This is a genomic window from Qipengyuania soli (assembly GCF_015529805.1).
In the GTDB taxonomy this organism is placed as follows: domain Bacteria; phylum Pseudomonadota; class Alphaproteobacteria; order Sphingomonadales; family Sphingomonadaceae; genus Qipengyuania; species Qipengyuania soli.
In genome coordinates this window covers 2,364,184-2,387,185 of record NZ_CP064654.1, presented here as the reverse complement: position 1 = coordinate 2,387,185, position 23,002 = coordinate 2,364,184, and the positions used below count along the sequence as shown (strand labels likewise).

Here is a 23,002-nt window from a genome sequence, read left to right as displayed (position 1 = left end):
GGCGCGGCGCCTCGTGGTCAAACTCAACAAGATTTACACCCGCACCGGCGACGACGGCACGACGGGCCTCGTCGACGGATCGCGCCTCCCGAAACACGCATCGCGCATGGAGGCAATCGGCGCGGTAGACGAAGCGAACAGTGTATTGGGCCTTGCTGCTGTTGCGTTGAAGGGCAGCGACCACGCCGAAGCGCTCTACCGCATCCAGAACGACCTTTTCGACCTCGGCGCCGATCTTGCGACACCGGGGGACGACTTCGCCCCGTCCGAGATGACGCTCCGGATTGTGACCTCGCAGGTCGAGTGGCTGGAGCGGTCGATCGACGCGGCCAACGAAAGGCTGGCCCCGCTCACCAGCTTCGTCCTCCCAGGCGGCTCGGAAGCTGCCGCGCGCCTCCACGTCGCCCGCGCCTCGGCCCGTCGTGCGGAACGCGCCATGACGGCGATGGCTGCCGATGTGCCGACCAACCCCCAGGCTCTCGCCTACATCAACCGCCTGTCGGACTACCTCTTCGTCCTCGCGCGTGTTGCCAATGCCGACGGTGCCGACGACGTAAAGTGGATTCCCGGAGCAAACCGCTAGCCAGCGCCTTCGCCGCTCGCTAGGGCAGCGCCTTTGCTGCACGTGCGAAGGGATTTCTGGATGAGCAAGACGGTCGCCATCATCGGCGCGGGACAGATGGGTTCGGGCATCGCCCAGACCGTTGCCGCCAACGGCATGGACGTGATGCTCGCCGACATCAGCCTCGAAGTTGCGCAGAAGGCGCACGCAGGCATCGACAAGGCGCTCGGCAAGCTCGTCGGACGCGGCAAGATGGAAATCGCCGAAGCGGAAGCCATCCTCAAGCGCATTACGCCGGTGGCCGACTACACGCCGATGAAGGATGCCGACCTCATCATCGAGGCGGCGACCGAGAAGGAAGAGATCAAGAAAGCGATCTTCCAGAAGGCCGGCGAGTTCCTTTCGCAAGGCGCGATCATGGCGTCGAACACCAGCTCAATCCCTATCACCCGCATGGCGAACTATTCGCCCGATCCGGCGCGGTTCATCGGCCTGCACTTCTTTAATCCGGTGCCGGTCATGGGCCTGATCGAGGTCATCCCCGGACTTGCCACTGCCAAGGACACCACAGACCGGACGGTCGCCTTCGCCGAAGGGCTCGGCAAGGAAGTGGTCCTCTCGCAGGACGAGCCCGGCTTCGTCGTCAACCGCATCCTCCTGCCGATGATCAACGAGGCAATCTTCGTCCTCGGTCAGTCGACCGCGGGGATCGAGGACATCGACACGGGCTGCCGCCTCGGCCTCAACCACCCGATGGGGCCGCTGCAGCTGGCCGATTTCGTCGGCCTCGACACCTGCCTCGACATCATCATGGTGCTCTACAAGACCACCCGCGATGCCAAGTACCGCCCTGCTCCGCTGCTGGTGAAGTACGTCGAGGCCGGCTGGCTCGGCCGCAAGACCGGTCGCGGTTTCTACGACTATTCGGGCGAGATGCCAGTGCCGACCCGCTGAGGGAACCCGCATCGGGGCGGGGCCGTTCATCGGGAAAGGAGATTTCCCGATGACTACCCCCCCGAACAACCTTCCGCCCGAGACCCATAATGACGAGCAAGACGACGAGCGCAGTCAGGCGCAGACCGTCGCCGAGCAGGCACAGCGCGATCACTCGTCCAGCCCCACCGAAAGCATCAAGAGTTCCAACGAATCCGGCCTGATGGGTGATACAACCCAGGACGTCATCGACCACATGCGCGACATGGAAAGTTCCGGCAGGATCGACATGGGCGCATATGACGGCGAGTCCAACATGGACGACAATGCCGGCAAGTACGGCGAGGGCCATGATGTCGAGTTCGAGGAAGACGACAGCTAGGCCGTCAACCGGCGTGCAGGGAGCCGTCGTTCAGGATCCATAGTCCGGCGGTGAGGATCAGCGACCCCGCCGCCACGCTATAGGCGAGCACACGAAAGTTCGGGGTCGATATGGCCTCGAACCGGTGCGCGTCGAGCCTGTCCAGCGTGGCGCAGGCGCGACGCTGTGCGGTTACCGCCAGCCAACCTCCCGACAGGATGAAAACGGTGGCTATGGCCTTTGCAAGCCAAGGCGGATCGAAAGCTCCGAACAATGCCTTGAATGCCAGACCGATACCGATCGCTGCGAATGCGGTTCTCATCCATCCGGCGAAAGTGCGCTCCATCGCCATGATGTTGCGATCTTCGGCGAGATCGGTGCGCAATTCCGCCCAGGCGGTGCTTTTATCTATGTCGTCGTCTTCGGGATCTGCCTGCGCCATGCCCTAGGAATGGGTGAGCGGGGCGGGGGGTTCCTCAGAACTCGTAGTCCCCGCCTTGCGGCTCGGCACTGACGGCGGGCTGGGTGTCATTGATGAGGTAGCTTTCATCGACCGGCTGCGGATCGACCGGTTCGGAGGGGCCTGCTTCGGCGTACCAGTCTTCGAGGCTCGTATCACTCGCACTCGGCCGCTCGACCGGGCGGGGATCACGTACAACTACTTCGGGCTCGGAATAGGTGCTGGCGCTCGCAACACTGGCCGTCGGCGCGGATTGCGTGCCTTCCTGGTCGCTGATCTGCGCGATCATGCCCGGGTCCTCTTCGCCGCCAACCAGTGCTGCGACCAGCACCAGGAAAATGGCCACGAAAAGGAGCTTCTTGCCCTGATTGGTAAACAGCCCGTCTTCCATGACCGGTGACTATAGAAGAACGCGGTTAAGCCTTCGTTTCGTTTGCTTCGGCCTTGAATTGGTAGAGTTTTTCAAGCGCCTCGCGCGGGCTGAGCGAATCAAGGTCGAGTTCCCTTAGGGCCTCCCGTAGGCCATCCACCTTCGCTTCCGCGGTCGCCGCCGTCACTGCAAATAGCGGGAGGTCGCCAAGGCCCGCCGCCAGTCCGCCTGTCTCGGCACGCCCCTTCTCGAGCTTGTCGAGGACGGCGCGGGCGCGCTTGATGACCGGCTGCGGCACGCCCGCAAGACGCGCCACATCGAGGCCGTAGCTACGGTCTGCCGCTCCGCCGGCAAGTTCATGGAGCAGCACGAGATCGCCCTTCCATTCGCGTGCACGAACATGGTGGAGGCTCAGCGCATCGCATGTGTCGGCGAGGCGCGAGAGCTCGTGATAGTGCGTGGCGAACAGGCAGCGGCATTTCAATTGTTCGTGCACCGCCTCGACCACCGCCCAGGCGAGCGCCATGCCATCGTAGGTCGATGTGCCACGACCGACCTCGTCGAGGATGACGAAACTGCGCTCTGTCGCCTGGCTCAGGATGGCGGCGGTTTCGACCATCTCGACCATGAAGGTCGAACGGCCACGGGCGAGATTGTCTGACGCTCCGACCCGGCTGAAGAGGCGGTCCGCAATACCCACCCTCGCAGAGCTTGCCGGGACGTAGCTTCCCGCCTGGGCGAGGAGGACGATCAGCGCGTTCTGCCTGAGGAAGGTCGACTTGCCGCCCATATTGGGGCCCCCGATCAGCCACAGGCGATCGTCGTTCCCCAGTCGGCAGTCATTGGCGACGAAACGCTCGCCGCCGCGCGCCAGGGCCTGCTCGACCACCGGGTGGCGCCCACCGACAACCTCAAGGCAAGGCTGGTCGATGACTTCGGGACGCGCCCAGTCGTCTTCAACGGCACGCTCCGCCAGGGCAGCGCTGACGTCGATCCGCGCCAAGGCGGCGGCGGTTGCCGCGATGGCTTCGCGCGCTGCGAATATCTCGCCAACGAGCTCCTCGAAATGCGCTTCCTCGGCGGCCAGGGCGTGGCCGCCCGCTTCGGCAATGCGGCTCGCCTCCTCGTGCAGGCCGAGCGAGTTGAAACGGACCGCGCCCGCCATGGTCTGGCGATGGCTGAAGCCGCTGCCGGGTGCCATCAGCTTGTCGCCATGCTTGGCAGGCACTTCGATGAAATAGCCGAGCACCTTGTTGTGCTTGATCTTGAGCGAGGGGGTGCCGGTCTCGTCGCGATACTTCGCTTCCAGCGCGGCAATGGCGCGGCGGGCGTTGCCGCTGGTTTCGCGCAGGGCATCGAGCGCATGGTCGTAGCCCGGCGCGATGAAGCCGCCCTGTTGGCGCTCGGTCGGGGGGGAAGCGACGAGCGCACGGGCGAGGTGGTCGACAAGGGCTGCATGGCCACCCAGCGCTGACGTGGCGTCCTGCAGAAGCTCCGGCAGGTCCGGACTGGACTGTAGGATATCGCGGATCCGTCGTGCCTCCGAGAGCCCGTCGCGGATCTGGCCAAGGTCACGGGGCGATCCCCGGCCCGCCACGATGCGGCCGAGCGCGCGACCGATATCGGGCGCTTGCCTGAGCATTGCTCGCAGGTCGGCGCGCAGGAGCGGATCGGCATGGAAGTGGTGCACGGCTGCGAGGCGCGCCTCGATCGCCTTGGCATCTGCGAGCGGCGCGGAGAGGTCTTCAGCCAGCTGGCGCGCGCCCGCGCCGGTAACGCAGCGGTCGATGCAGGCGATGAGGCTTCCCTCGCGACCTCCGCCCTGCGCTTGCAGGATTTCGAGACTGGTGCGTGTCGCGGCATCCATCGCGAGGTGCGCACCAGTACTGCGCGCAACCGGCGGCAGGAGGAAGGGCAATTTGCCCCGACCGGCGTGGTCGAGATAGGCGACGAGGCCGGCTGCTGCAGCCAGCATCGGGCGGGTGAAGTCGCCCAGCCCGTCGAGCGTTGCGATTCCATGGAGCGCCTTCAGCCGCGCCTCGCCCTCTTCACTGCGGAAATCCGAACGCGGGCGGGAAATTGTGCCGAAAGGCGCGTCTTCCCAGTCGTCGGGGGCCACCACCTCGCTCGCCCCGAGGCGCGCCAGCGCTGCGTCGATCGCCTCGGGTCGACATTGCTCCAGCTCCATCCGGCCGGTCGAGATATCGCACGCTGCAAGCCCGATCCCGTCGCGCACCGGTGCCACTGCGACCAGCAGGTTCGCCCGCCGCGGTTCGAGCAGAGCCTCTTCCGTGAGGGTACCTGCAGTGACGAAGCGCACGATGTCGCGGGCGACCAGCACCTTGGACGAGGGCAGTCCCTCGCGCTTGGCCCTGACCTTGGCCTCGTCGGGCGTTTCGGTCTGTTCGGCAATGGCCACGCGGCATCCTGCCTTGATCAGCCGCGCGAGGTAACCTTCCGCCGCGTGTACCGGCACACCGCACATCGGCACCGGCTCCCCGCCATGCTCGCCGCGGCTGGTGAGCGCGATGTCGAGCACACCCGAGGCCACTTTCGCGTCGTCGAAGAACAGTTCGAAGAAATCGCCCATGCGGTAGAACAGCAGCGCATCGCCCGCCTCGCGCTTCAAGGCGAGATATTGCTGCATCATCGGGGTGGGCTGGCCGGACATGGCTTCCCGCTTATCGAGTCATCGCCCGTGGGTCATGACCCGTTGCCAGCGCTTTGGGGAAAACCGGTGTATTGGGTCCATTCCACCGGACATTGCTTGACCTCGAGCGGTTCGTTCGAAGTTCCGTCATCCACCCAGCAAGCATCGAAAACCGAGCAATAGCAGGTGGCGATTTCAAGCTGGAATCGTTCGGAGTTGAACCTCTCCCACGCCTCGGAGTTCTGCTCACTGCGCGGCAGGACGGCGAACATCATTTCCTCGCCAGGGCGGATCACTTCACCGTTGACCGTGCCAATCCCGATGGAGAGATTTTGCGCATCGCCTGAACAGCAATCGGCAAGGATGGATCGGAAATCGACGTAGGATTTGCCCTTGTAACTTACCTGCATCCCGCGGACGATTGCAGGGCCGACACCCTTGTTGAGCAGTGCCAGCTTGATGTCGGACTCGCCTTCTTCGTCCATGTTCGAAGTCGAGTAGGTCACACGCGGCCAGACTTCTGCGATCTGCATTTTCTTCGTCGCTTCGGCCTGCTCGAAAGCGAAATAGGCCACAGCCACCGATATGATCATCGCGGGCGCGGCGACGAAGGCATTCCCAAGCGCCAGCAGGGGCAGGTATCGCATCACCCGATCCACCATGCCGCCCCGCTTGCCCGTCTGGTCGATTTCGGTGAGCCGCGCCTCCAACTGCGCAATCCGCGCCTCGGTTGCGCCTGATTCGTGGGTTTCATCAGCCATCGCGACAGACTGCTATGCCCGGCATCCGGAGCGTCAAGAAATTTGGCGCAGGTGCATTGACCCTATGACTCCTTCCGAAGTGACGTTAGGGCAGCCCCCAAGCGACTAGAGGAATATGATGTCCGACGAAAAGCCGACCGGTTTCACCACGCGCGAGGCGCTGTTTTACCACGAGACGATCCGACCGGGTAAGATCGAGATCATCGCCAGCAAGCCCATGGCGACCCAGCGCGACCTGAGCCTGGCCTACTCGCCCGGCGTTGCGGCCCCCGTCGAAGCGATTGCTGCCGACCCGTCGCTGGCGGCGAAGTACACCGCCCGTTCGAACCTCGTCGCAGTCATTTCCAACGGCACCGCCATCCTCGGCCTGGGCAATCTCGGCGCGCTGGCGTCGAAGCCGGTGATGGAAGGCAAGGCGGTCCTGTTCAAGCGCTTCGCCGACGTCGATTCGATCGACATCGAGCTCGCCACCGAGGATCCGGACAAGTTCATCGAAGCCGTGGCGCTGATGGAGCCGAGTTTCGGCGGCATCAATCTCGAGGACATCGCCGCACCCGAATGCTTCATCATCGAGCAGGCCCTGCGCGAGCGGATGAACATTCCCGTCATGCATGACGACCAGCATGGCACTGCCATCATCGCCACTGCCGGCCTCATCAACGCCTGCCACCTGACCGGCCGCGATCTGAAGGACGTGCGCATGGTCGTGAACGGGGCGGGTGCCTCGGCGCTCGCCTGTACCGCGCTGATCAAGTCGGTCGGCGTGCCGCACGAGAATGTCATCGTCTGCGACCGCTCGGGCCCGATCTATCCGGGTCGCGAAGGCATCGACCAGTGGAAGAGCGCACACGCCGTGGCAACCGAGGCACGCAGCCTGGAGGAAGCGCTGGTGGGCGCCGACATCTTCCTGGGTCTCAGCGCCGCAGGGGCATTGAAGCCCGAATGGGTCGCCAGGATGGCCGACAAGCCGATCATCTTCGCCATGGCCAACCCGACGCCGGAAATCATGCCGGAAGAAGCCAAGGCCGTGCGCCCCGACGCAATTATTGCAACTGGGCGGTCGGACTATCCGAACCAGGTCAACAACGTCCTCGGTTTCCCCTTCATCTTCCGCGGCGCGCTCGACGTACAGGCGACCGCAATCAACGAGGAGATGAAGGTTGCCGCCGCCCGCGCCATTGCCGAACTCGCGCGCGAACGCGTGCCCGAGGAAGTGGCGGCTGCCTATGGCGTGACCCACCAGTTCGGCGAGGATTACATCATCCCGGCCCCCTTCGATCCTCGTCTGATGGAGGTGGTTTCGAGCGCAGTGGCCAAGGCGGCGATGGATTCGGGCGTCGCGCAGGCCCCGATCGCCGATTTCGACGAGTACCGCCATTCGCTGAAGGCGCGCCTCAATCCGACGACGGCCGCGCTCACCAATATCTACGAGCTCGCCAAGGCCAATCCCAAGCGGATGGTCTTCGCCGAGGCGGAAGAGGACGTGGTGCTGCGCGCCGCGATCCAGTTCCGCGACTTCGGCTATGGCACTCCGATCCTCGTCGGCCGCACGGAGAAGGTGCGCGAGAAGCTGGTAGAACTGGCAGTGGACGATCCGGACGACTGGATCATCGAGAACTCGGCCGTGTCGGACAAGGTGCCGGCGATGGTCGACTATCTCTACAAGCGGCTCCAGCGGCGCGGCTACACCGAGCGTGACGTGGGTCGGATGGTCAACCAGGAACGCAACGTCTTTGCTGCCCTGCTGGTCGCGCTTGGCCACGGCGATGGCATGATTTCCGGCCTTACGCGGACCTTCGCACAGACCGCACGAGAAGTGGCTCGCGTCCTCGATCCGGCGCCGGGTGCGATCTCCTTCGGCATCCACCTGATGATCGGCAAGAACCACACGACCTTCCTTGCCGACACGACGATCAACGAGCGCCCGACTGCCGAGCAGCTGGCCCATATCGCCCGCGAAACGGCAGCGGTCGCGCGCCGCATGGGCCACGAGCCGCGTGTGGCATTCCTGTCCTATTCGACCTTCGGCAATCCTTCGGGACAGTGGCTCGACAACATCCGCGATGCCGTTGCCATACTCGATGCCGAGGAGTGCGAGTTCGAGTACGAAGGCGAAATGGCCCCGGACGCCGCGCTCAACCCCAAGGTGATGGAGCTCTATCCCTTCAGCCGCCTTTCGGGTCCGGCCAATGTGCTGATCATGCCCGGGCTGCAATCGGCCAATCTTTCGGCCAAGCTGCTGCGCGAACTGGCTGGGGCGACGACCATCGGTCCGATGCTGATCGGCATGGAAAAGCCGGTGCAGATCGCACCGATGACCGCCATTGCGCCCGACGTGCTGACGCTGGCGGTTCTCGCTGCGGCTGGGGTCGTCGGCTAGGCGCCTCCTGCAATGGGCGCGATACGGTCCCAGCGACACCGCTTCGCCATCCCCGACGATGTGCATTACATCAACTGCGCCTATATGGCGCCGCTGTCGCATGATGTGAGCGAGGCCGTTGCACGTGGCGCTCGGCTGAAGCAGCAGCCATGGGATTACCGCCCGGCCGACTTCTTTTCGATCACCGAGGACTTCCGCAGCCGTGCCGCAAGGCTTGCGGGCGTCCCTGCGGACTGCGTAGCCGTGGTGCCCTCCGCCAGCTACGCGCTGGCCATCGCAGCCGCGAACCTGTCATTGGCGAAGGGTCAGAAGATCGTCACCCTGGCGGACCAGTTCCCCTCCAACGTCTATGCCTGGCAGGAACTGGCGCGGACATGCGGGGGAGAGGTCGTCCAGGTGCAGCGCCCGTCGCAGGACAGCTGGACCGATGCGGTGCTCGACGCGATCGGCCAGGATACCGGGATCGTCGCTCTCCCGAACTGTCACTGGGCCGACGGTCGAGTGGTCGACCTCGTCGCGGTGGGCGAGAAATGTCGCGCAATGGGTGCGGCGCTCGTCCTCGACCTAACGCAGTCTCTTGGCGCGATGCCTATCGACTTTGCAGCGGTTCGGCCCGATTTCGCGGTGGCGGCGTGCTACAAGTGGCTGATGGGACCCTATGGCATCGGCATGCTCTATGTCGATCCCAAGCACCATGCGGGACGACCGATCGAGCACAACTGGATCAATCGTGCAGGGTCCGAGGATTTTTCGCGGCTGGTCGACTATCGCGATGATTTCCAGCCGGGGGCGAGGCGGTTCGACATGGGCGAGAAATCGAACCCGCCGCTGCTGATGGGGGCGGGTGCCGCCATCGATTTCCTGCTCGAATTCGGTGTCGATGCGATCGCTGGAACCTTGGCGGATTCGACTGAAGCGATAGCGGCCGAGGCGCGCGAACTGGGTCTGTTGGCTGCTCCCGTCGGCAACCGCGCCGCACATTTCCTGGCGCTGGAATTTCCCGATGGCGTGCCTGATGGCCTGACCGAGACACTCGCCGCCAACCACGTGTTCGTATCGCTGCGCGGCGCGTCGCTGCGCGTTACTCCACACCTCTACAACAGTGACGCCGACCGCGAAGCGCTGATCGGTTCGCTCAGGGCCTGCCTTGGCTAGAAGGGCAGTTCGCGGCCGCTATAGTCGATGTAGCGGAAGCCGCCACCGCCCGATCCTTCGATGACATTGGCGAGGCCGTTGACGCTCTCGTCGACGGTCAGCGTCGCGTTGGGGCCTCCCATGTCGGTCTGCACCCAGCCCGGGTGCAGCGACAGCACCTCGATGCCGCGCGGCCCGGCATTCTGTTCGGCAATGCCCTTTGCCAGCATATTGAGCGCCGCCTTGCTCGACCGGTAGAGCTCGTATCCGCCCGAACTGTCGGCGATCGAGCCCATCAGCGAGGACATGAAGCCGAGCGTGCCGCCGTCCTTGAGCTTGGGCAACAGCGCCTTCGCCGCGCGTGCAGGCCCGAAGGAATTGGTCATCATGACATGCGCCACTTCGTCGGCAGTCGCCTTTTCCACCGACTGGTGCGCAGCGCCGGTGATTCCGGCATTGACGATGATTGCATCGAGGCTTCCATCCGCGATGGGGAGGCTGGCGAAGCTGGCGGGATCGGTGACGTCGGCAGTGACGATCTGCACGCCCTTGCCCTCGAGCGCATGCAACTTCTCGCTATGCGACCGTTCGCTCGCGACGACTTTCCACCCGCGGGCGAGGAATTCCTGGACCAGTCCCAGCCCGATGCCGCGCGACGCGCCAAGAATGAAGATCGTACCGTCAGCCATCTCTGGTCCCCTTTGCTCTGAATGTCTCGGCGTAGCAGGTCATGAGCCGTTCCTCTGCTTTTTCTGTCGCTCCGTCGCGCCCCGGCATGGATTCGCCATCCGGTTCATCATCGCGCAAGCGGGTGGGAGAAATCGAGCCCTTCCGTGCACAAGTCAGCACGCGAAAGGACTGACAATGAAGAAGACAATCACACTGGTCGCGATCGCACTCGGCAGCATGGCTGCTCCCGCCTTGGCGCAGGAAGCCACCACCGCTCCCGGTGGGCTCTATGTCGGCGTTCTGGGCGGCTATGAGGGCCTCAATGTCGATTCCGGCGACGGCAGCGTCTCGGCCGATGCAAGTTCGGCGGTCTACGGCGTCAATGCGGGCTACGACCTTTCGCTCGGCAGCGCGTTCGTCGGCGTCGAAGGCGAGATCTCGACGAGCACCGGATCGACCCAGTTTCCTTCCAGCTTCGGCGGCGCGCGCGACGGCCTTGAAGCCAATGGCCAGTACTATGTGGGCGCCCGCGCCGGCTTCGCGCTGACCCCGGGCATCGCGGCCTATGGCAAGGTCGGCTACACCGCGCTCGACACCAAGGCCTTCACTTCGGCAGGTTCGCTCGCCGACCTCAAGGACAACACCGACGGCCTGCGCTTCGGCGGCGGCGTTCAGGTGCAGCTGCCCGGACCGCTCGAAGGTCGCATCGAATACCGTCGTTCGAAGTACAAGAACGTCGCCGACGCCGATTTCGGCGATGCCTCGACGGACCAGATCGTCGCAGGGCTCGGCCTGCGCTTCTGAGATTAGCATCCAATAAGGGAAGGGCCGCTCCGTCGGGGCGGCCCTTTCTGTTTCCGGCCTACTTGCGGCGGAAGCGGAAGTACCAGACTTCGTGGCCGTACACCGTGCGCGCCTTGTGTTCGTAGCGTGTTTCGGGCCAGCCTGAGGGGCGGTTTTCCCAGCTCGACCGGCCCTCGACCACCCATTCGAACTCGTCGGTGAAGCGGCGCATCACCATCAGTGCATGACGCAGGTAAACCGCATGGTCGGTGCCGAAGCGGAACTCGCCGCCGGGCTTGAGCTTGTCGGCGATCATACGCACCGGCCCGTCGTTCATCATCCGCCGCTTGGCGTGCTTGTTCTTGGGCCAGGGATCGGGGTGGAGAAGGTAGACCATGGTCAGCGCCCCATCGGGCACGCGCTTGAGGACATCGAGCGCATCGCCATGATGGATGCGGACATTGGCGAGCGTCCGGTCGCGGACGTGGGTCAATGCCTGGGCGACGCCGTTGACGAAGGGTTCGGCACCGATGAAGCCGTGGTCGGGCAGCATGTCGGCGCGTTCGGCCATGTGTTCCCCGCCGCCGAAGCCGATTTCGAAATGAAGCGGACGGTCGAAGCCGAACAGCAAGTCCGACGTCACCGGCCCTTCTGCCGGAACCGAGATCTGCGGCAACAGGCGGTCGACCAGCTCCTGTTGGCCTGCGCGCAGGGGCTTGCCCTGGCTGCGGCCATAGAGCCGGTTGAGGGTTGTCGGATCGCCTTCCTTGAATGCTGACATGGCGCGCCCGCTAGGCGAGGCAGGGGTCCGCTGTCCAGTCGTTCCGTAGAGCGACCGTTGCGCTTCAGGCGGCGTGTGCCCAGACGACAGCGTCCACCTCTTCTTGTGCCGCTCCCGTGCGAAGCGTCGCGAGGCAGTCGAGCAGCTCGCCTGGCATGACCGGCTTTGCCAGCACGGCACCGGGCCCGACATAGGCGAGCCTGTCCTGCACCACAGCGAGGTCCCAGCCGGTCACGAGGATGGTTGCGAGGTCCGCCTGTTCGCTCATGACGCGATGCAGCAACTCAAGGCCATCGCGACCATCGTCGAGGGCGAAATCCGCGATCACCACATCTGGAGAAGCACCGGTAACCAGGCGGCACGCTTGCGAAAAGCTGGTCGCGATGCCCACAACCTCATATCCCGCCGCGCGGCAGGTTTCCTTCCACAGCATAGCGAGGATTTCATCGTTTTCGACGATAGCAATCTTTCTTCCCGGTCCCGTTGTCACCGACGATCCCCCAACCGTTCTTCAGGAATGTGCTCCTGCGGGAGGGATTCTATCAGCGACGATGCGTCGCCGCGCCTCAGGAGAATCACCTATGATGGAACCTGTCCTGCGCTTGTCCTTCTCGGCGGTGGCTGAAGTGAGGCACCAGCTCGGTCCCAAAAAAATCGTGCTGGACGCTCTCACCGGCTTGTGATGATCTCGCCTCATGTCACGCCCGCTGATCCCGAAGAGTTCCCTGGCCGCACTCAACGACAACGAGCTGGAAATACTCCACCTGCTGGCGAACGGGCATACGGCCAAGTCGATCGCGGCGAGCCTCGGGCGTTCCGAGACAGCGATCAACGAGCGGCTGCGCGAAGCGCGACGCAAGACCGGGGTGGGCAGCAGCCGCGAGCTTGCCCGGCTCCTCGATGCCCAAAAAATCTGGGACGAGAATATCGATCTGGCGAACGCTGGGACCACGACCAAGAGTTCGGCATGGCCCGACAAGGCGGGCCGCAATTGGTCGAAAGGAACCGCGCTTATGCTTCTCTTGCTACCCATCGCCGTTGCCGGCGCTCTCTACGCTGCCAACCAGTCCCCCACCGGAGCCGAAGCTGCTCCCCCGACGGAGGCTGCCGCCCCACAGACCTCGCCGCTGGTAGGCAGCTGGTCGCTCGATATCGCGCGGATACCCGAAGCCGAGCGTCCCCAGAAGGTAACCATCAGTTTCGATGTCTCCCCCAAGCAGGCATGGACCACCCGCGTCGCAATCGTCGCGCCCGACGGCTCAGTCATGGAAGCAGCCTCGACCGCGTTGGCCGACGGGGTGCCTGTTCCGATTTCCGGCAACATGGGCTTCATCGACACGGTCTCTCTGCGCCAGCCTTCGCCGAACACGCTGGTCATGACATTGGGCAAGGCCGGGAAGCGCGTCTCGACGCGGGTCTATACCGTCGCCAATGACGGGCGGTCGATGACGGAGACGATCGTCTGGGCGGGCGAAGGGATCCCCGACCTCCCCACGACCTATTTCAACCGGGTCGGCTGATCGGCGCCCGCGAGAAAGCGAAACGCCCGGAGTGCATGGCACCCCGGGCGTCCTCGCTATTCCCGTCCAGGATTATTCTGTCAGGCGGCTTCCGCCTCTTCGCCGGCGTCGCGCAGCACGTAGCCGCGGCCCCACACGGTCTCGATGTAGTTGTCGCCGCCGCACGCATGGCTGAGCTTCTTGCGCAGCTTGCAGATGAAGACGTCGATGATCTTGAGTTCGGGTTCGTCCATGCCGCCGTAAAGGTGGTTGAGGAACATTTCCTTGGTCAGCGTGGTGCCCTTGCGGAGCGAGAGCAGCTCCAGCATCGCATATTCCTTGCCGGTCAGGTGGACGCGGGCGCCGTCGACTTCGACGGTCTTCGCATCGAGGTTCACGGCCAGCTTGCCGGTGCGGATGATCGACTGGCTGTGGCCCTTCGAGCGGCGCACCACGGCGTGGATGCGGGCAACCAGCTCTTCGCGGTGGAAGGGCTTGGTCACGTAGTCGTCGGCACCGAAGCCGAACGAGCGGATCTTGCTGTCCATCTCGGCAATGCCCGAGAGGATCAGGACCGGGGTCTGCACCTTGGCGACGCGCAGCTTCTTGAGCACGTCGTAGCCGTGCATGTCCGGCAGGTTGAGGTCGAGCAGGATGATGTCGTAGTCATACAGCTTGCCCAGATCGAGGCCTTCCTCGCCCAGGTCGGTCGAGTAGACATTAAACCCTTCGGTCGTGAGCATGAGCTCGATCGCTTTCGCGGTTGTCGGCTCGTCTTCGATCAGCAGTACACGCATGGGTGGTCCCCCCGGTTGCCCCTAACTTGCGGTAACCCCTCGATAAGAGGTGTTGTCGCTTATTAACCACACGAGGTCTGAACGGAAAAGGTTAACGTCAGGTAAAGCGCGTTAAGACTTTTTACTGTTGCAGGGAGGACTCACAGTTCGATTCCGATATTCCGCGCCACCGCGGCCTGGTCGTAATACGGGCGTTCGACGAGGATGCGGTCGCTCCCTTCCTCGAACTCGAAACTTGCAGCCATGCGCATGCGCAGTTTTCGCCCTGTAGGCTCGATGACCCGGTCGCCAATGCGCATTTCGCCGAGATGCGTGCCGGTCAGCCAGAACTCGACGAGAACGGTATTTCCGGTGTGCGCGATTGCAATGACCTCGTTACCCTGGTCCGGGAAGACCGAACGCGAGGCGTTGAAATAGCCGCGCACGGACGCTTCGCCGTCGAACACCTGTCCGGTCGACATCTCGTAGCGGGGATGCCCGGCAAAGGTCGCGATCACGCCGTCCCAGTCATAGACCGTTTCGAGGTGCATGTGGTCGCGAACCACCCGGATGCGGCGTTCGGCAAGGTCGGACATCGCGCTCTCCCGTCGATTGGCGTGAACCTGCCACGGCTGAGCGGACTTGTCAGCCGCCCATCGCGCGAAGCTTCTTCGCGCGGCGCCGTTCCGCGCTGGAGCCGATGCCGATGGCTTCGCGGTACTTGGCAACGGTGCGCCGGGCGAGGTCGTAGCCTTCCTGCTTCAGCAGTCCTGCGAGTGCTTCGTCGGAGAGAACCTTTTTCGGGTCTTCGGCATCGCACAGCGCCCGGATACGGGCCTTGATCGCTTCCGAACTCGCGCCCTCGCCATCGGCTGCGGCAACCCCGCTCGAGAAGAAGTACTTCAGCTCGAAGGTGCCGCGCGGGCAGGCGAGGTACTTGTTGCTCGTGACGCGGCTGACCGTGCTTTCGTGCATCTCGATGGTCTCGGCGACCTCGCGCAGGGTCAGCGGACGCATGGCGGTGACGCCTTCCTTGAGGAAGCCCTCCTGGCGCTTGACGATCTCGGCAGCGGTCTTGAGGATGGTCTTCTGCCGCTGGTCGAGCGCGCGGATCAGCCAGTCGGCCTCACCCAGCTGCTCGTTAAGCCAGACCATGGACGCCTTGTCGCGCGCACCCGCCTTGAGTTCGACATAGTATTCGCGATTGACCACCAGGCGGGGCAGGCTCGCTTCATTGAGGCGGATGTCCCACCCGCCATTGTCGGTCGGCGAGACCAGCACGTCCGGCACGATTGCGGCTTCGGTTCCGCCGCCGAAGCGCAGGCCGGGCTTTGGATCGTATGTCCGCAGCTCGGCAAGCATGTCGGCGAAATCCTCGTCATCGACTTCGCACATGCGCTTCAGCCGGGCGATCTCTCCCGAAGCCACGAGATCGAGGTTGTCGATGAGACGCGCCATGCAGGGGTCGTAGCGGTCGACCTCCTTCGCCTGCAGTGCGAGGCACTCGGCCAGGTTCCGCGCACCGACGCCGGTCGGGTCGAGCGACTGGACGAGCGCGAGGGCGCGTTCGACTTCGGCGAGCGGCGCACCCAGTTCCTCGGCGATGAACCTCAGTTCGGTGGTGAGGTAGCCTGCCTCGTCCAGCTCGCCGACGAGGCGATGCGCGATCAGTGCCTCGCGCGCGTCGTGTGCCGATGCGCCGATCTGGTCGGACAGGTGCTCGGCAAGCGTCGGGCCTTCTGCCGACCGGTTTTCGAGGTCGGGAAGGTCATCCGATGAAAGCGAGGGACCATCACCGCGACTCCAGTCGCCCATGTCGCCGGGCGCCGCCTCGGGATCGATCGCGTGATCGGCGACATCGAGCGCAGCCTCGCCATCGAAGTCGGGGGCACTGTCATGCTCGCCGGATTCGGGTGCCGTGTCCTCGCCAGCCTCGCGACGTACTTCGCCGATGTCGAGCAGCGGGTTCGATTCGAGCGCCTCGGCAACGAAAGTCTCGATCTCGAGATTGGACAGCGCCAGCAGCTTGATCGCCTGCTGCAGCTGCGGCGTCATGACCAGCGATTGGGTTTGCCTGAGGTCTAGCCTCGGACCGAGCGCCATGACCTATCTCCGGGCGCGCCCGTCGGTCACAGCGAGAAGTTCTCGCCGAGATAGAGCCGCTTGACGTTCTCGTCCGCCACCAGTGCCTGCGGCGTCCCGGCGAACAGCACCTGCCCGCCATAGATGATGCAGGCGCGGTCGACGATCTCGAGCGTCTCGCGCACGTTGTGGTCAGTGATGAGGACGCCGATGCCGCGCGTCTTCAGGTCCTTTACCAGGTCGCGAATGTCGCTGATCGACAGCGGGTCGATGCCCGCAAAAGGTTCGTCGAGCAGCATGATCGAGGGCTTGGCTGCCAGAGCGCGGGCGATTTCGCAGCGCCGCCGCTCGCCGCCCGACAGCGCCATTGCGGGGCTGGTGCGCAGCCGCGTGAGCCCGAATTCCTCGAGCAACCGCTCGAGTTCGGCCGCGCGCGTCTCGTCGTCCGGCTCGACCATTTCGAGCACGCAGTTGATGTTCTGTTCGACCGTCATGCCGCGAAAGATGCTCGTTTCCTGCGGCAGGTAGCCGAGGCCGAGGATCGCGCGGCGGTACATCGGCAGCTTGGTCACATCGTGGCCATCCATCAGGATGCGGCCAGCATCCGGCCTGACGAGACCCATGATCGAATAGAAACAGGTCGTCTTGCCAGCACCATTCGGGCCGAGCAGGCCAAGCACTTCGCCCTTGCCGACGGTCAGCGAAATGTCGGTCAGGACGTTGCGCTTGTCATAGCTCTTGGCGATCGAAATGACCTCCAGCCCGCCCTGCGGGATGGGCGGTGCGGCATCGTGTACCGGGTCGGCTACACTGGCTTGATCGATGTCTGCCATGCGCGCGACATAGGCAGGTCTGCCGCTGGTGAAAACCCCGCGCGGCCCATTGTTCGACGAATTGGCAGGATTCCTGCATGGACCGCAACGGGACGGTCCACCAGCGCAGGTCGAGCGGCGCTTGCCAGCGGGAAGCAAATTTGAAACAATGTGATTCGGGTGAGACTGACAGGGGAAAGCGCATGGTAAAGGCGCTCGAGGAGAATACCGTGGGATCCGTGCATGCGAAGGAGCGCAAGCGCGACTACCGCAAAAGCATGAGCGACCACGTCGCGACCGCGCTCCTCGTCTATACCGGCCTCCAGATATTCGCGACCGTCCACGCCATGCGCGAAGGCATGAACAACATCGCGCCTTACGTTATCCTTGTCATACTCGTCGCCGGCATCATTCCCTTCTGCCACAAATACGAACGCCGCTGGACCTCGCTCAGCAACGAGCAGGCACGCAATCCCGAGATGGGAACCGCATTCAAGCGCGATGTCATAATGTTGTGGGCGCTCGCCCTGATTGTGCCGATCGCGCTGACGGCCTTCTTCAAGCTCGTCTTTTCCTGATTTCTTTCGCGCGGTTGCCTCGCCGCAATCCCGTCCCTACTTGCGGGACGATGCTCCCAAGACATGACAATTTGCGATGATCGGCGGCGATGAAGCCCTGTCGCGCTGCCGCGAACTGGTCGACCTCGCGATAGCGCGTGGCGCCGACGCTGCCGATGCAGTGTGCCGGGCAAGCTCTTCCGAAAGCGTCGGTGTGCGGCTCGGTGCGCTCGAGGATGTCGAGCGATCGGAGAGCGAAGAGATCGGCCTGCGGGTCTTCGTGGGTTCGCGATCCTCGTCCATCCATACCAGCGATTTCGCCCCCGAGGGGCTGGCGGTGCTGGCGGAACGGGCGGTGGAAATGGCGCGACTTGCGCCCGAGGACCAGTATGCGGGCCTCGCCGGCCAGGACCAACTGTTCACCGGCGAGATGCCCGATCTCGACCTGCTCGATCCAGTGGAACCATCTCCCGATGCGCTGCGCGATGCGGCGCTGGCAGTAGAAGACGCTGCGCGCGCCGTGGCAGGGGTGACCAATTCCAACGGCGGCAGCGCCAGTTCGGCGCGCAGCGTCTTCGCGCTCGCCACCTCGACAGGGTTCGGCAGATCGCATGCGGGTGGCTCGCATTCGCTCTCGGCCAGCGTGGTCGCGGGTGAGGGTGCTGACAAGCAGACCGACTATTCCTATCGCACGGTTCGCCATCTGGGCGACCTGCCCGAAGCCTCGATAATCGGAACAGAGGCGGGCGAACGTACTGTCCGCAAGGTCGGGCCGGGTTCGATCCTTTCGGGCAAGATGCCGGTCGTCTTCGATCCGCGCGTCGGCAATGGTGTCATCGGCCACCTCCTCTCGTCCATGAGTGCGCCCTCGATTGCGCGCAAGGCGAGCTTCCTGATTGGTCGCGAGGACCAGCAGCTGTTCGACAGTTCGGTACGCGTTCTCGAGGACCCTTTGCGCGTTCGCGGGCTACGCTCGCGCGTGTTCGACGGCGAGGGTGTCGCCTGCGGCCCGCGCACGCTGGTGGATGGCGGCAGGCTCGGCGGATGGCTGACCAATGTGGCTTCGGCCCGCCAGCTTGGGCTTGGCCTGACCGGTCACGCGGGGCGGGGTAGTGGCGGCGCTCCGGGCGTTTCATCAAGCAATGTCTGGATGGAGCCGGGGAGCGTTTCGGTCGCGGAGCTGATTGCCGACATCGAGGACGGCCTGTTCGTAACCGGCCTTTTCGGTCAGGGGGTCAACCTCGTCACCGGCGACTATAGTCGTGGTGCGAGCGGGTTTCGCATCCGCAATGGCGAAATCGCCGGGCCGGTCGCCGAAATCACCATCGCGGGTACACTGCCGGAAATGTTCAAGGCGTTGGTCCCCGCGAACGATCTCGAGTTCCGTCACGGGATCGACGTACCTACCTTCCGTATCGACGGGATGGCGGTGGCGGGACAGTGATACTCCGCCTGCTCGCCTTTCTCGCACTGGCGCTCGCCGCACCTGCGGTAGCTCAGCTCGGAGAAGCAGCAGATCCGGCACCGGTCGAAACCGCGACGCCGCAGACGATTGCCGCCACGCAGGATGACGGCGCCGACCAGCGCATCACCGACCGCATCTCGGGAATCTTCGCCGAACTGCCCGCCTTCGCCGACGTAGAGGTGTCGGTAAGCCAGGGCGTGGTTTCGCTGGCGGGAACCGTGCCCAAGGCCGAGGACATCGATCGCGCCGAAGCGATCGCAGGGCGCATTTCGGGCGTGGTGACGGTCGAGAACCGGCTCAAGCGCGACGTTTCGATTTCTTCGGACGGCGCAGGGATCACCAGCCTTGCGGATCGCTGGGCAAGCTTCGTGCGCATCCTGCCGCTCATCGCCGCGGCGCTGGGTGTATGGGTGCTCGTAACGATGGTCGGCTATGTCATCGCGGGTCTCGGGACCTTGTGGCACCGGCTGGCACCGAACAGCTTCCTTGCCGAACTGATCTCCAGTGCGATCCGTTTCGTGTTCTTCATCGGGGGTCTCGTCATCGCGCTCGACATGATCGGCGCGACCGCACTGCTAGGCGCAGTACTTGGCGGCGCGGGCGTCGTCGGCATCGCGCTCGGTTTTGCGATGCGCGACACGATCGAGAACTACGTCGCCTCGCTAATGCTGAGCCTGCGCCAGCCCTTCCGGGCCAACGACTGGGTGAAGATCGACGAATACGAAGGGCGCGTAATCCGCCTGACGAGCCGCGCCACCGTGCTCATGACGCTCGACGGTAATCACCTGCGCATTCCCAACGGACAGGTCTTTCGCGCGGTGATCCTCAACTACACGCGCAATCCGCACAGGCGGTTCCAGTTCGACCTGGGCGTCGATGCGGATGACGATGCGTTGGCCGCGCGTAAGCTCGGTCGTGACACGCTGGCAGCGCTCGATTTCGTGCTCGACGAGCCGCCGCCGGAGGGGCGCATCGTCGAGGTGGGCGATTCGAATGTGGTGATCCGCTTCCTCGGCTGGATCGACCAGCGCGAGGCGGATTGGTGGAAGTCGCAGACCCATGCCATCGCGGCGGTCAAATCTGCGCTTGAGGATGCAGGATTTGCCTTGCCGGAACCGATCTATCGTTTGCGTTTCGATCAGCGGACGCGGCCCCTCCCATTCGAAAACGTGGGCGAGGGGAAGCAGCCGGAAGCTCCGGCAAAACACAGGAAGCCTGCGTCGGCCCCTGCGCAGCAAGCCGCGGATACCGCCCCCAAGGACGAAATCAGCGAAATGGTCGAAGCCGAACGGCGCCAGTCGGGCGGCGGGCAGGAAAAGGACCTGCTCGACCAGTCCCGACCGGTCGAATAGCGCCTACTTGTTCTTGTTGGCTTCGTAGCGCTCGATGCATTCGAGCACGATGCGCTTGGCATCTTCCGCATCGCCCCAATTGCCGATGCGCACCCACTTCTCGGCCTCGAGGTCCTTGTAGTGGGTGAAGAAGTGCTCGATCTGCTGGAAGATGATCGAGGGCAGGTCCTTCGTCTGGCCGACGTCGGAGTAATAGGGGAAGGTCGTGTCGACGGGCACGCAGATCAGCTTCTCGTCGCCGCCGTGTTCGTCTTCGAGGTTGAGCACGCCGATGGGGCGGGCACGCACGACGCAGCCCGGGATGAAGGGCGAGCGCGAGATGACCAGCGCGTCGAGCGGGTCGCCGTCGTCCGACAGGGTGTGCGGCACGAAGCCGTAGTTGGCCGGATAGCGCATCGGCGTGTGGAGGATGCGGTCGACGAACAGTGCGCCCGATTCCTTGTCGAACTCGTATTTCACGGGCTCGCCGCCGGTCGGCACTTCGATGATGACGTTGAGGCTCTCGGGCGGATTGTCGCCCACGGGGATCTTGTCGATGCGCATGACTACTCTTCTTCGTTGCGTGCGGCCCCTCTCCCCAGAAAGACTTCGCGGCGCGCACTAGAGTGCGTGGCCCCGCCGGGCAACCCCTGCTTTCGTCCTATTTGCGGCGCGGATCGAGCAGGCGGTCGAGCCCGACAGGCTTGTCGCCGACGCGTTCCAGCCATGGATAACGCACGCCGTCGAAATAGGGCAGTGCGATGGTCTCGAAACGCTCGCCCCGCTTGACGATCAGCTGCGGCGCGACCTTGCTGGCCTTCGCCGATTCGAGCGCTTCGGCGAGCCGGGCTTGCGTGAAGGCGAGGCTGTTGACCGCGACGATGCGCGTGTCGGGGGTCAGGCCTGCGGCGAAGCCGGGCGAGTTCCATTGCGTGGCGGAAACATTGCCGTCGCCCGATACCCTGATGCCAAGCGATCCGCTGAAGTCGCCCTTCGCCCCGCTCCGCGCCTGCTTGGTGTAGGGGTTGGGCTCGCTCCGCCAGGTCAGGCGATAGCCGGCCGCCTCGATCCCCGCGAGCGGTGCGGGCTGTCCGGCCTCGCCCATGCGGCTCTTGAGGAAACCCGTCCAGTCATACGGATAGACCGCGTCCAGCGCGGCGACCACATCGGCGAATTCATAGGGAAGGACCTGCCACGAACCGTCCTTCACGCCGAAGAACAGTTTCGCGAAATCGTCGAGCCCACGCTTGCCCTTGGTACCCTTGCGGATGATCTGGTCGACCTCGAGCCACACCAGCCCCGCCTCGCTGTAATAGTCGCGGTTGCGGCTGAGCGAAGGGAAGGGGCGGTCGGCCCTGTAGCCGAGCATGGGGTCGAAGGTGGAATCCTCGACACTGCGCCATTCGCGGCCGGCCTGGCGGCTGTAATAGGCTGCATCCTCGGCCAGCGATCCCAGAACCACGTCGCGCGGCATGAAGCCGGAACGGGCCGCCAGCACCCAGTCCCAGAACGAGGTCTGCCCTTCGTAGACCCACAGCAGCCGCGCATCGAGCGCGGTGTGGAAGTCGGGTGCGACGAGACCCGCGGGACGGCGGAACTTGCCATTCCAGCTGTGCGTGAACTCGTGCGGCAGCAGGGAGTTGTCGTGCGTGTTGCCGGCGAAATCGCTGAGATCGTCGGGCGACTGCGTGTTCTCGCTCGAACGGTGGTGTTCGAGCCCGATGCCGCCGAGCTGGTCGGTCAGCGCAAGCAGGAAATCGTAGTGGTCGAAGTGCTTCGACCCGAAGGTTGCGACAGCTTCGGCGACCAGCGCCTTTCCTGCAGCAATGGCCTCGTCCTTGGCGACCAGGTTCTTGGCCTCGTCGCCGAAAGCCTCCAGCTCGACGCCCTGGCCAAGGTCCCAGCGCCTGTGGTGCTTGCCTGCGAACAGCGGCGAGTCGGCGAGCGTGGCATAGTCGGTCTCGGCATAGCTGACCCTGTTGCCCTCGCGGACCTCGCCATCCAGCGCGCCCGCAACCGCCCAACCATCGGGCAGGAGGACGCTCGGCTTCACGCGCATGCGGTTGATGTCCCAGCCTGCGGGATAGAGCGACATCTTCTCCCACTGCAGGTTCAGCATGGCGTCGGTCATCAGCACGCGCCACGCGTCGCCCGGGAAGGGCGAGGTGTAGGTGAGCTCGACCATGACCTTGCTCGCCCCATCGGGCAGGGCGAGGCGGAAGGCATAGGGCTCGCTCGGCACGCGCTGCCATTCGACCGGACCCTTGTCGCTGGTGAACGCCAGCCGCGAGACACGCTGTATCTGGCCCGAGGGCGCGTGGTTGCCCTGCAGCCACTTGGGATAGACCAGCACCAGATCGCGCGTGCCCGCGACGACGGGGATGGTCTGTGTCGTGGTGAAGGCTCGGCTGACCGTGTCGCGCGCATCGACCTCGATCGCGATTGTCCCGGGATAAGCCGCCGCCTGCGTGACGGGCAGAGCCGGGGTCGGCGCCGGATCACCGGCTGACAGCGGTACGGCGGTGGCGAGAAAGACGAGCGACACGAAGCGATTGATCATGCGCGCCTCCCTGCCCGCAACGCGCCTCCAAGGCAATCGCTGCCCATTGCGGTGCGGCCCTGTGCCGAGTAACGGG

At 64.4% G+C, this 23,002-nt stretch carries 23 protein-coding genes; 10 read left to right on the top strand and 13 right to left on the bottom strand.

Going from position 1 to position 23,002, the window contains the following annotated elements:
- Positions 1-13: 13 nt before the first annotated feature.
- From IRL76_RS11855 to IRL76_RS11845, 3 genes are read left to right on the top strand one after another with little or no spacing between them, the layout of a single operon-like run.
- On the top strand, positions 14-583 hold the full coding sequence (locus tag IRL76_RS11855; protein WP_200981533.1) for a cob(I)yrinic acid a,c-diamide adenosyltransferase: 570 nt from the start codon (positions 14-16) through the stop codon (positions 581-583).
- Positions 584-643: 60 nt separating this feature from the next.
- Positions 644-1,516, top strand: coding sequence for a 3-hydroxyacyl-CoA dehydrogenase family protein (locus IRL76_RS11850; protein ID WP_200981532.1), 873 nt, complete (start codon positions 644-646; stop codon positions 1,514-1,516).
- A gap of 49 nt (positions 1,517-1,565) precedes the next feature.
- The gene (locus IRL76_RS11845; protein WP_200981531.1) at positions 1,566-1,877 is read left to right on the top strand and encodes a hypothetical protein; all 312 of its coding nucleotides are present in this window, start codon (positions 1,566-1,568) and stop codon (positions 1,875-1,877) included.
- Between the two features lie 4 nt (positions 1,878-1,881).
- Here the strand turns inward: IRL76_RS11845 and IRL76_RS11840 are convergent, their stop codons facing one another.
- Genes IRL76_RS11840 through IRL76_RS11825 form a run of 4 tightly spaced genes read right to left on the bottom strand, consistent with a single transcriptional unit; the run spans position 1,882 to position 6,097 of the window.
- Positions 1,882-2,298: a YidH family protein gene (locus IRL76_RS11840; RefSeq protein WP_200981530.1), complete on the bottom strand. Its 417-nt coding sequence runs from the start codon at positions 2,296-2,298 to the stop codon at positions 1,882-1,884.
- Positions 2,299-2,332: 34 nt separating this feature from the next.
- A complete protein-coding gene (locus IRL76_RS11835; protein ID WP_200981529.1) occupies positions 2,333-2,707 on the bottom strand; it encodes a hypothetical protein in 375 nt (124 codons plus the stop codon).
- 25 nt (positions 2,708-2,732) lie between these two features.
- A complete protein-coding gene (gene mutS, locus IRL76_RS11830; protein ID WP_216629292.1) occupies positions 2,733-5,357 on the bottom strand; it encodes a DNA mismatch repair protein MutS in 2,625 nt (874 codons plus the stop codon).
- A 32-nt stretch (positions 5,358-5,389) separates the two neighbouring features.
- Entirely contained in the window at positions 5,390-6,097 is a 708-nt protein-coding gene (locus IRL76_RS11825) for a hypothetical protein (RefSeq protein WP_200981528.1), read from the bottom strand.
- A gap of 118 nt (positions 6,098-6,215) precedes the next feature.
- Here IRL76_RS11825 and IRL76_RS11820 point away from each other — a divergent pair, with 118 nt between their 5' ends.
- Both IRL76_RS11820 and IRL76_RS11815 read left to right on the top strand, forming a co-directional pair.
- Positions 6,216-8,477: an NADP-dependent malic enzyme gene (locus IRL76_RS11820; protein ID WP_200981527.1), complete on the top strand. Its 2,262-nt coding sequence runs from the start codon at positions 6,216-6,218 to the stop codon at positions 8,475-8,477.
- A gap of 12 nt (positions 8,478-8,489) precedes the next feature.
- On the top strand, positions 8,490-9,632 hold the full coding sequence (locus tag IRL76_RS11815; protein WP_200981526.1) for an aminotransferase class V-fold PLP-dependent enzyme: 1,143 nt from the start codon (positions 8,490-8,492) through the stop codon (positions 9,630-9,632).
- Here the strand turns inward: IRL76_RS11815 and IRL76_RS11810 are convergent.
- Positions 9,629-10,300, bottom strand: a complete 672-nt coding sequence (locus IRL76_RS11810; protein ID WP_200981525.1) for an SDR family NAD(P)-dependent oxidoreductase — start codon at positions 10,298-10,300, stop codon at positions 9,629-9,631. The genes IRL76_RS11815 and IRL76_RS11810 overlap by 4 nt on opposite strands.
- Before the next feature lie 175 nt (positions 10,301-10,475).
- Here IRL76_RS11810 and IRL76_RS11805 point away from each other — a divergent pair, with 175 nt between their 5' ends.
- Positions 10,476-11,084, top strand: a complete 609-nt coding sequence (locus IRL76_RS11805) for an outer membrane protein (protein WP_200981524.1) — start codon at positions 10,476-10,478, stop codon at positions 11,082-11,084.
- Between the two features lie 58 nt (positions 11,085-11,142).
- Here IRL76_RS11805 and trmB read toward each other — a convergent pair whose 3' ends face one another.
- Together trmB and IRL76_RS11795 are read right to left on the bottom strand one after the other, a co-directional pair.
- On the bottom strand, positions 11,143-11,844 hold the full coding sequence (gene trmB, locus IRL76_RS11800; protein WP_200981523.1) for a tRNA (guanine(46)-N(7))-methyltransferase TrmB: 702 nt from the start codon (positions 11,842-11,844) through the stop codon (positions 11,143-11,145).
- Between the two features lie 64 nt (positions 11,845-11,908).
- Positions 11,909-12,334 (bottom strand): response regulator, encoded by a 426-nt coding sequence (locus IRL76_RS11795; RefSeq protein ID WP_200981522.1) that lies wholly within the window; start codon positions 12,332-12,334, stop codon positions 11,909-11,911.
- A 205-nt stretch (positions 12,335-12,539) separates the two neighbouring features.
- On the opposite strand from IRL76_RS11795, the gene IRL76_RS11790 reads away from it, so the two are divergent.
- Positions 12,540-13,364, top strand: a complete 825-nt coding sequence (locus IRL76_RS11790) for a helix-turn-helix transcriptional regulator (RefSeq protein WP_200981521.1) — start codon at positions 12,540-12,542, stop codon at positions 13,362-13,364.
- 80 nt (positions 13,365-13,444) lie between these two features.
- On the opposite strand, the gene ctrA is transcribed toward IRL76_RS11790, so the two are convergent.
- The 4 genes from ctrA to lptB form a co-directional block, all read right to left on the bottom strand.
- Entirely contained in the window at positions 13,445-14,140 is a 696-nt protein-coding gene (ctrA, locus tag IRL76_RS11785) for a response regulator transcription factor CtrA (protein WP_200981520.1), read from the bottom strand.
- Between the two features lie 140 nt (positions 14,141-14,280).
- Positions 14,281-14,715, bottom strand: coding sequence for an ester cyclase (locus IRL76_RS11780; RefSeq protein WP_200981519.1), 435 nt, complete (start codon positions 14,713-14,715; stop codon positions 14,281-14,283).
- 49 nt (positions 14,716-14,764) lie between these two features.
- Positions 14,765-16,222 (bottom strand): RNA polymerase factor sigma-54, encoded by a 1,458-nt coding sequence (rpoN, locus tag IRL76_RS11775; RefSeq protein ID WP_200981518.1) that lies wholly within the window; start codon positions 16,220-16,222, stop codon positions 14,765-14,767.
- A 26-nt stretch (positions 16,223-16,248) separates the two neighbouring features.
- Positions 16,249-17,034, bottom strand: a complete 786-nt coding sequence (gene lptB, locus IRL76_RS11770; RefSeq protein WP_200981517.1) for an LPS export ABC transporter ATP-binding protein — start codon at positions 17,032-17,034, stop codon at positions 16,249-16,251.
- 182 nt (positions 17,035-17,216) lie between these two features.
- On the opposite strand from lptB, the gene IRL76_RS11765 reads away from it, so the two are divergent.
- The 3 genes from IRL76_RS11765 to IRL76_RS11755 all read left to right on the top strand — a co-directional run bounded on the left by IRL76_RS11765 (position 17,217) and on the right by IRL76_RS11755 (position 20,387).
- Positions 17,217-17,591: a hypothetical protein gene (locus tag IRL76_RS11765; protein WP_200981516.1), complete on the top strand. Its 375-nt coding sequence runs from the start codon at positions 17,217-17,219 to the stop codon at positions 17,589-17,591.
- A 76-nt stretch (positions 17,592-17,667) separates the two neighbouring features.
- Positions 17,668-19,014 (top strand): TldD/PmbA family protein, encoded by a 1,347-nt coding sequence (locus IRL76_RS11760; RefSeq protein ID WP_200981515.1) that lies wholly within the window; start codon positions 17,668-17,670, stop codon positions 19,012-19,014.
- Positions 19,011-20,387, top strand: a complete 1,377-nt coding sequence (locus tag IRL76_RS11755; RefSeq protein WP_425504495.1) for a mechanosensitive ion channel domain-containing protein — start codon at positions 19,011-19,013, stop codon at positions 20,385-20,387. The genes IRL76_RS11760 and IRL76_RS11755 overlap by 4 nt, the downstream gene beginning before the upstream one ends.
- Positions 20,388-20,390: 3 nt before the next feature.
- On the opposite strand, the gene ppa is transcribed toward IRL76_RS11755, so the two are convergent.
- Together ppa and IRL76_RS11745 are read right to left on the bottom strand one after the other, a co-directional pair.
- Positions 20,391-20,930 (bottom strand): inorganic diphosphatase, encoded by a 540-nt coding sequence (gene ppa / locus IRL76_RS11750; RefSeq protein ID WP_200981514.1) that lies wholly within the window; start codon positions 20,928-20,930, stop codon positions 20,391-20,393.
- Positions 20,931-21,027: 97 nt separating this feature from the next.
- Positions 21,028-22,926, bottom strand: coding sequence for a M61 family metallopeptidase (locus IRL76_RS11745; RefSeq protein ID WP_200981513.1), 1,899 nt, complete (start codon positions 22,924-22,926; stop codon positions 21,028-21,030).
- Between the last annotated feature and the right edge of the window lie 76 nt (positions 22,927-23,002).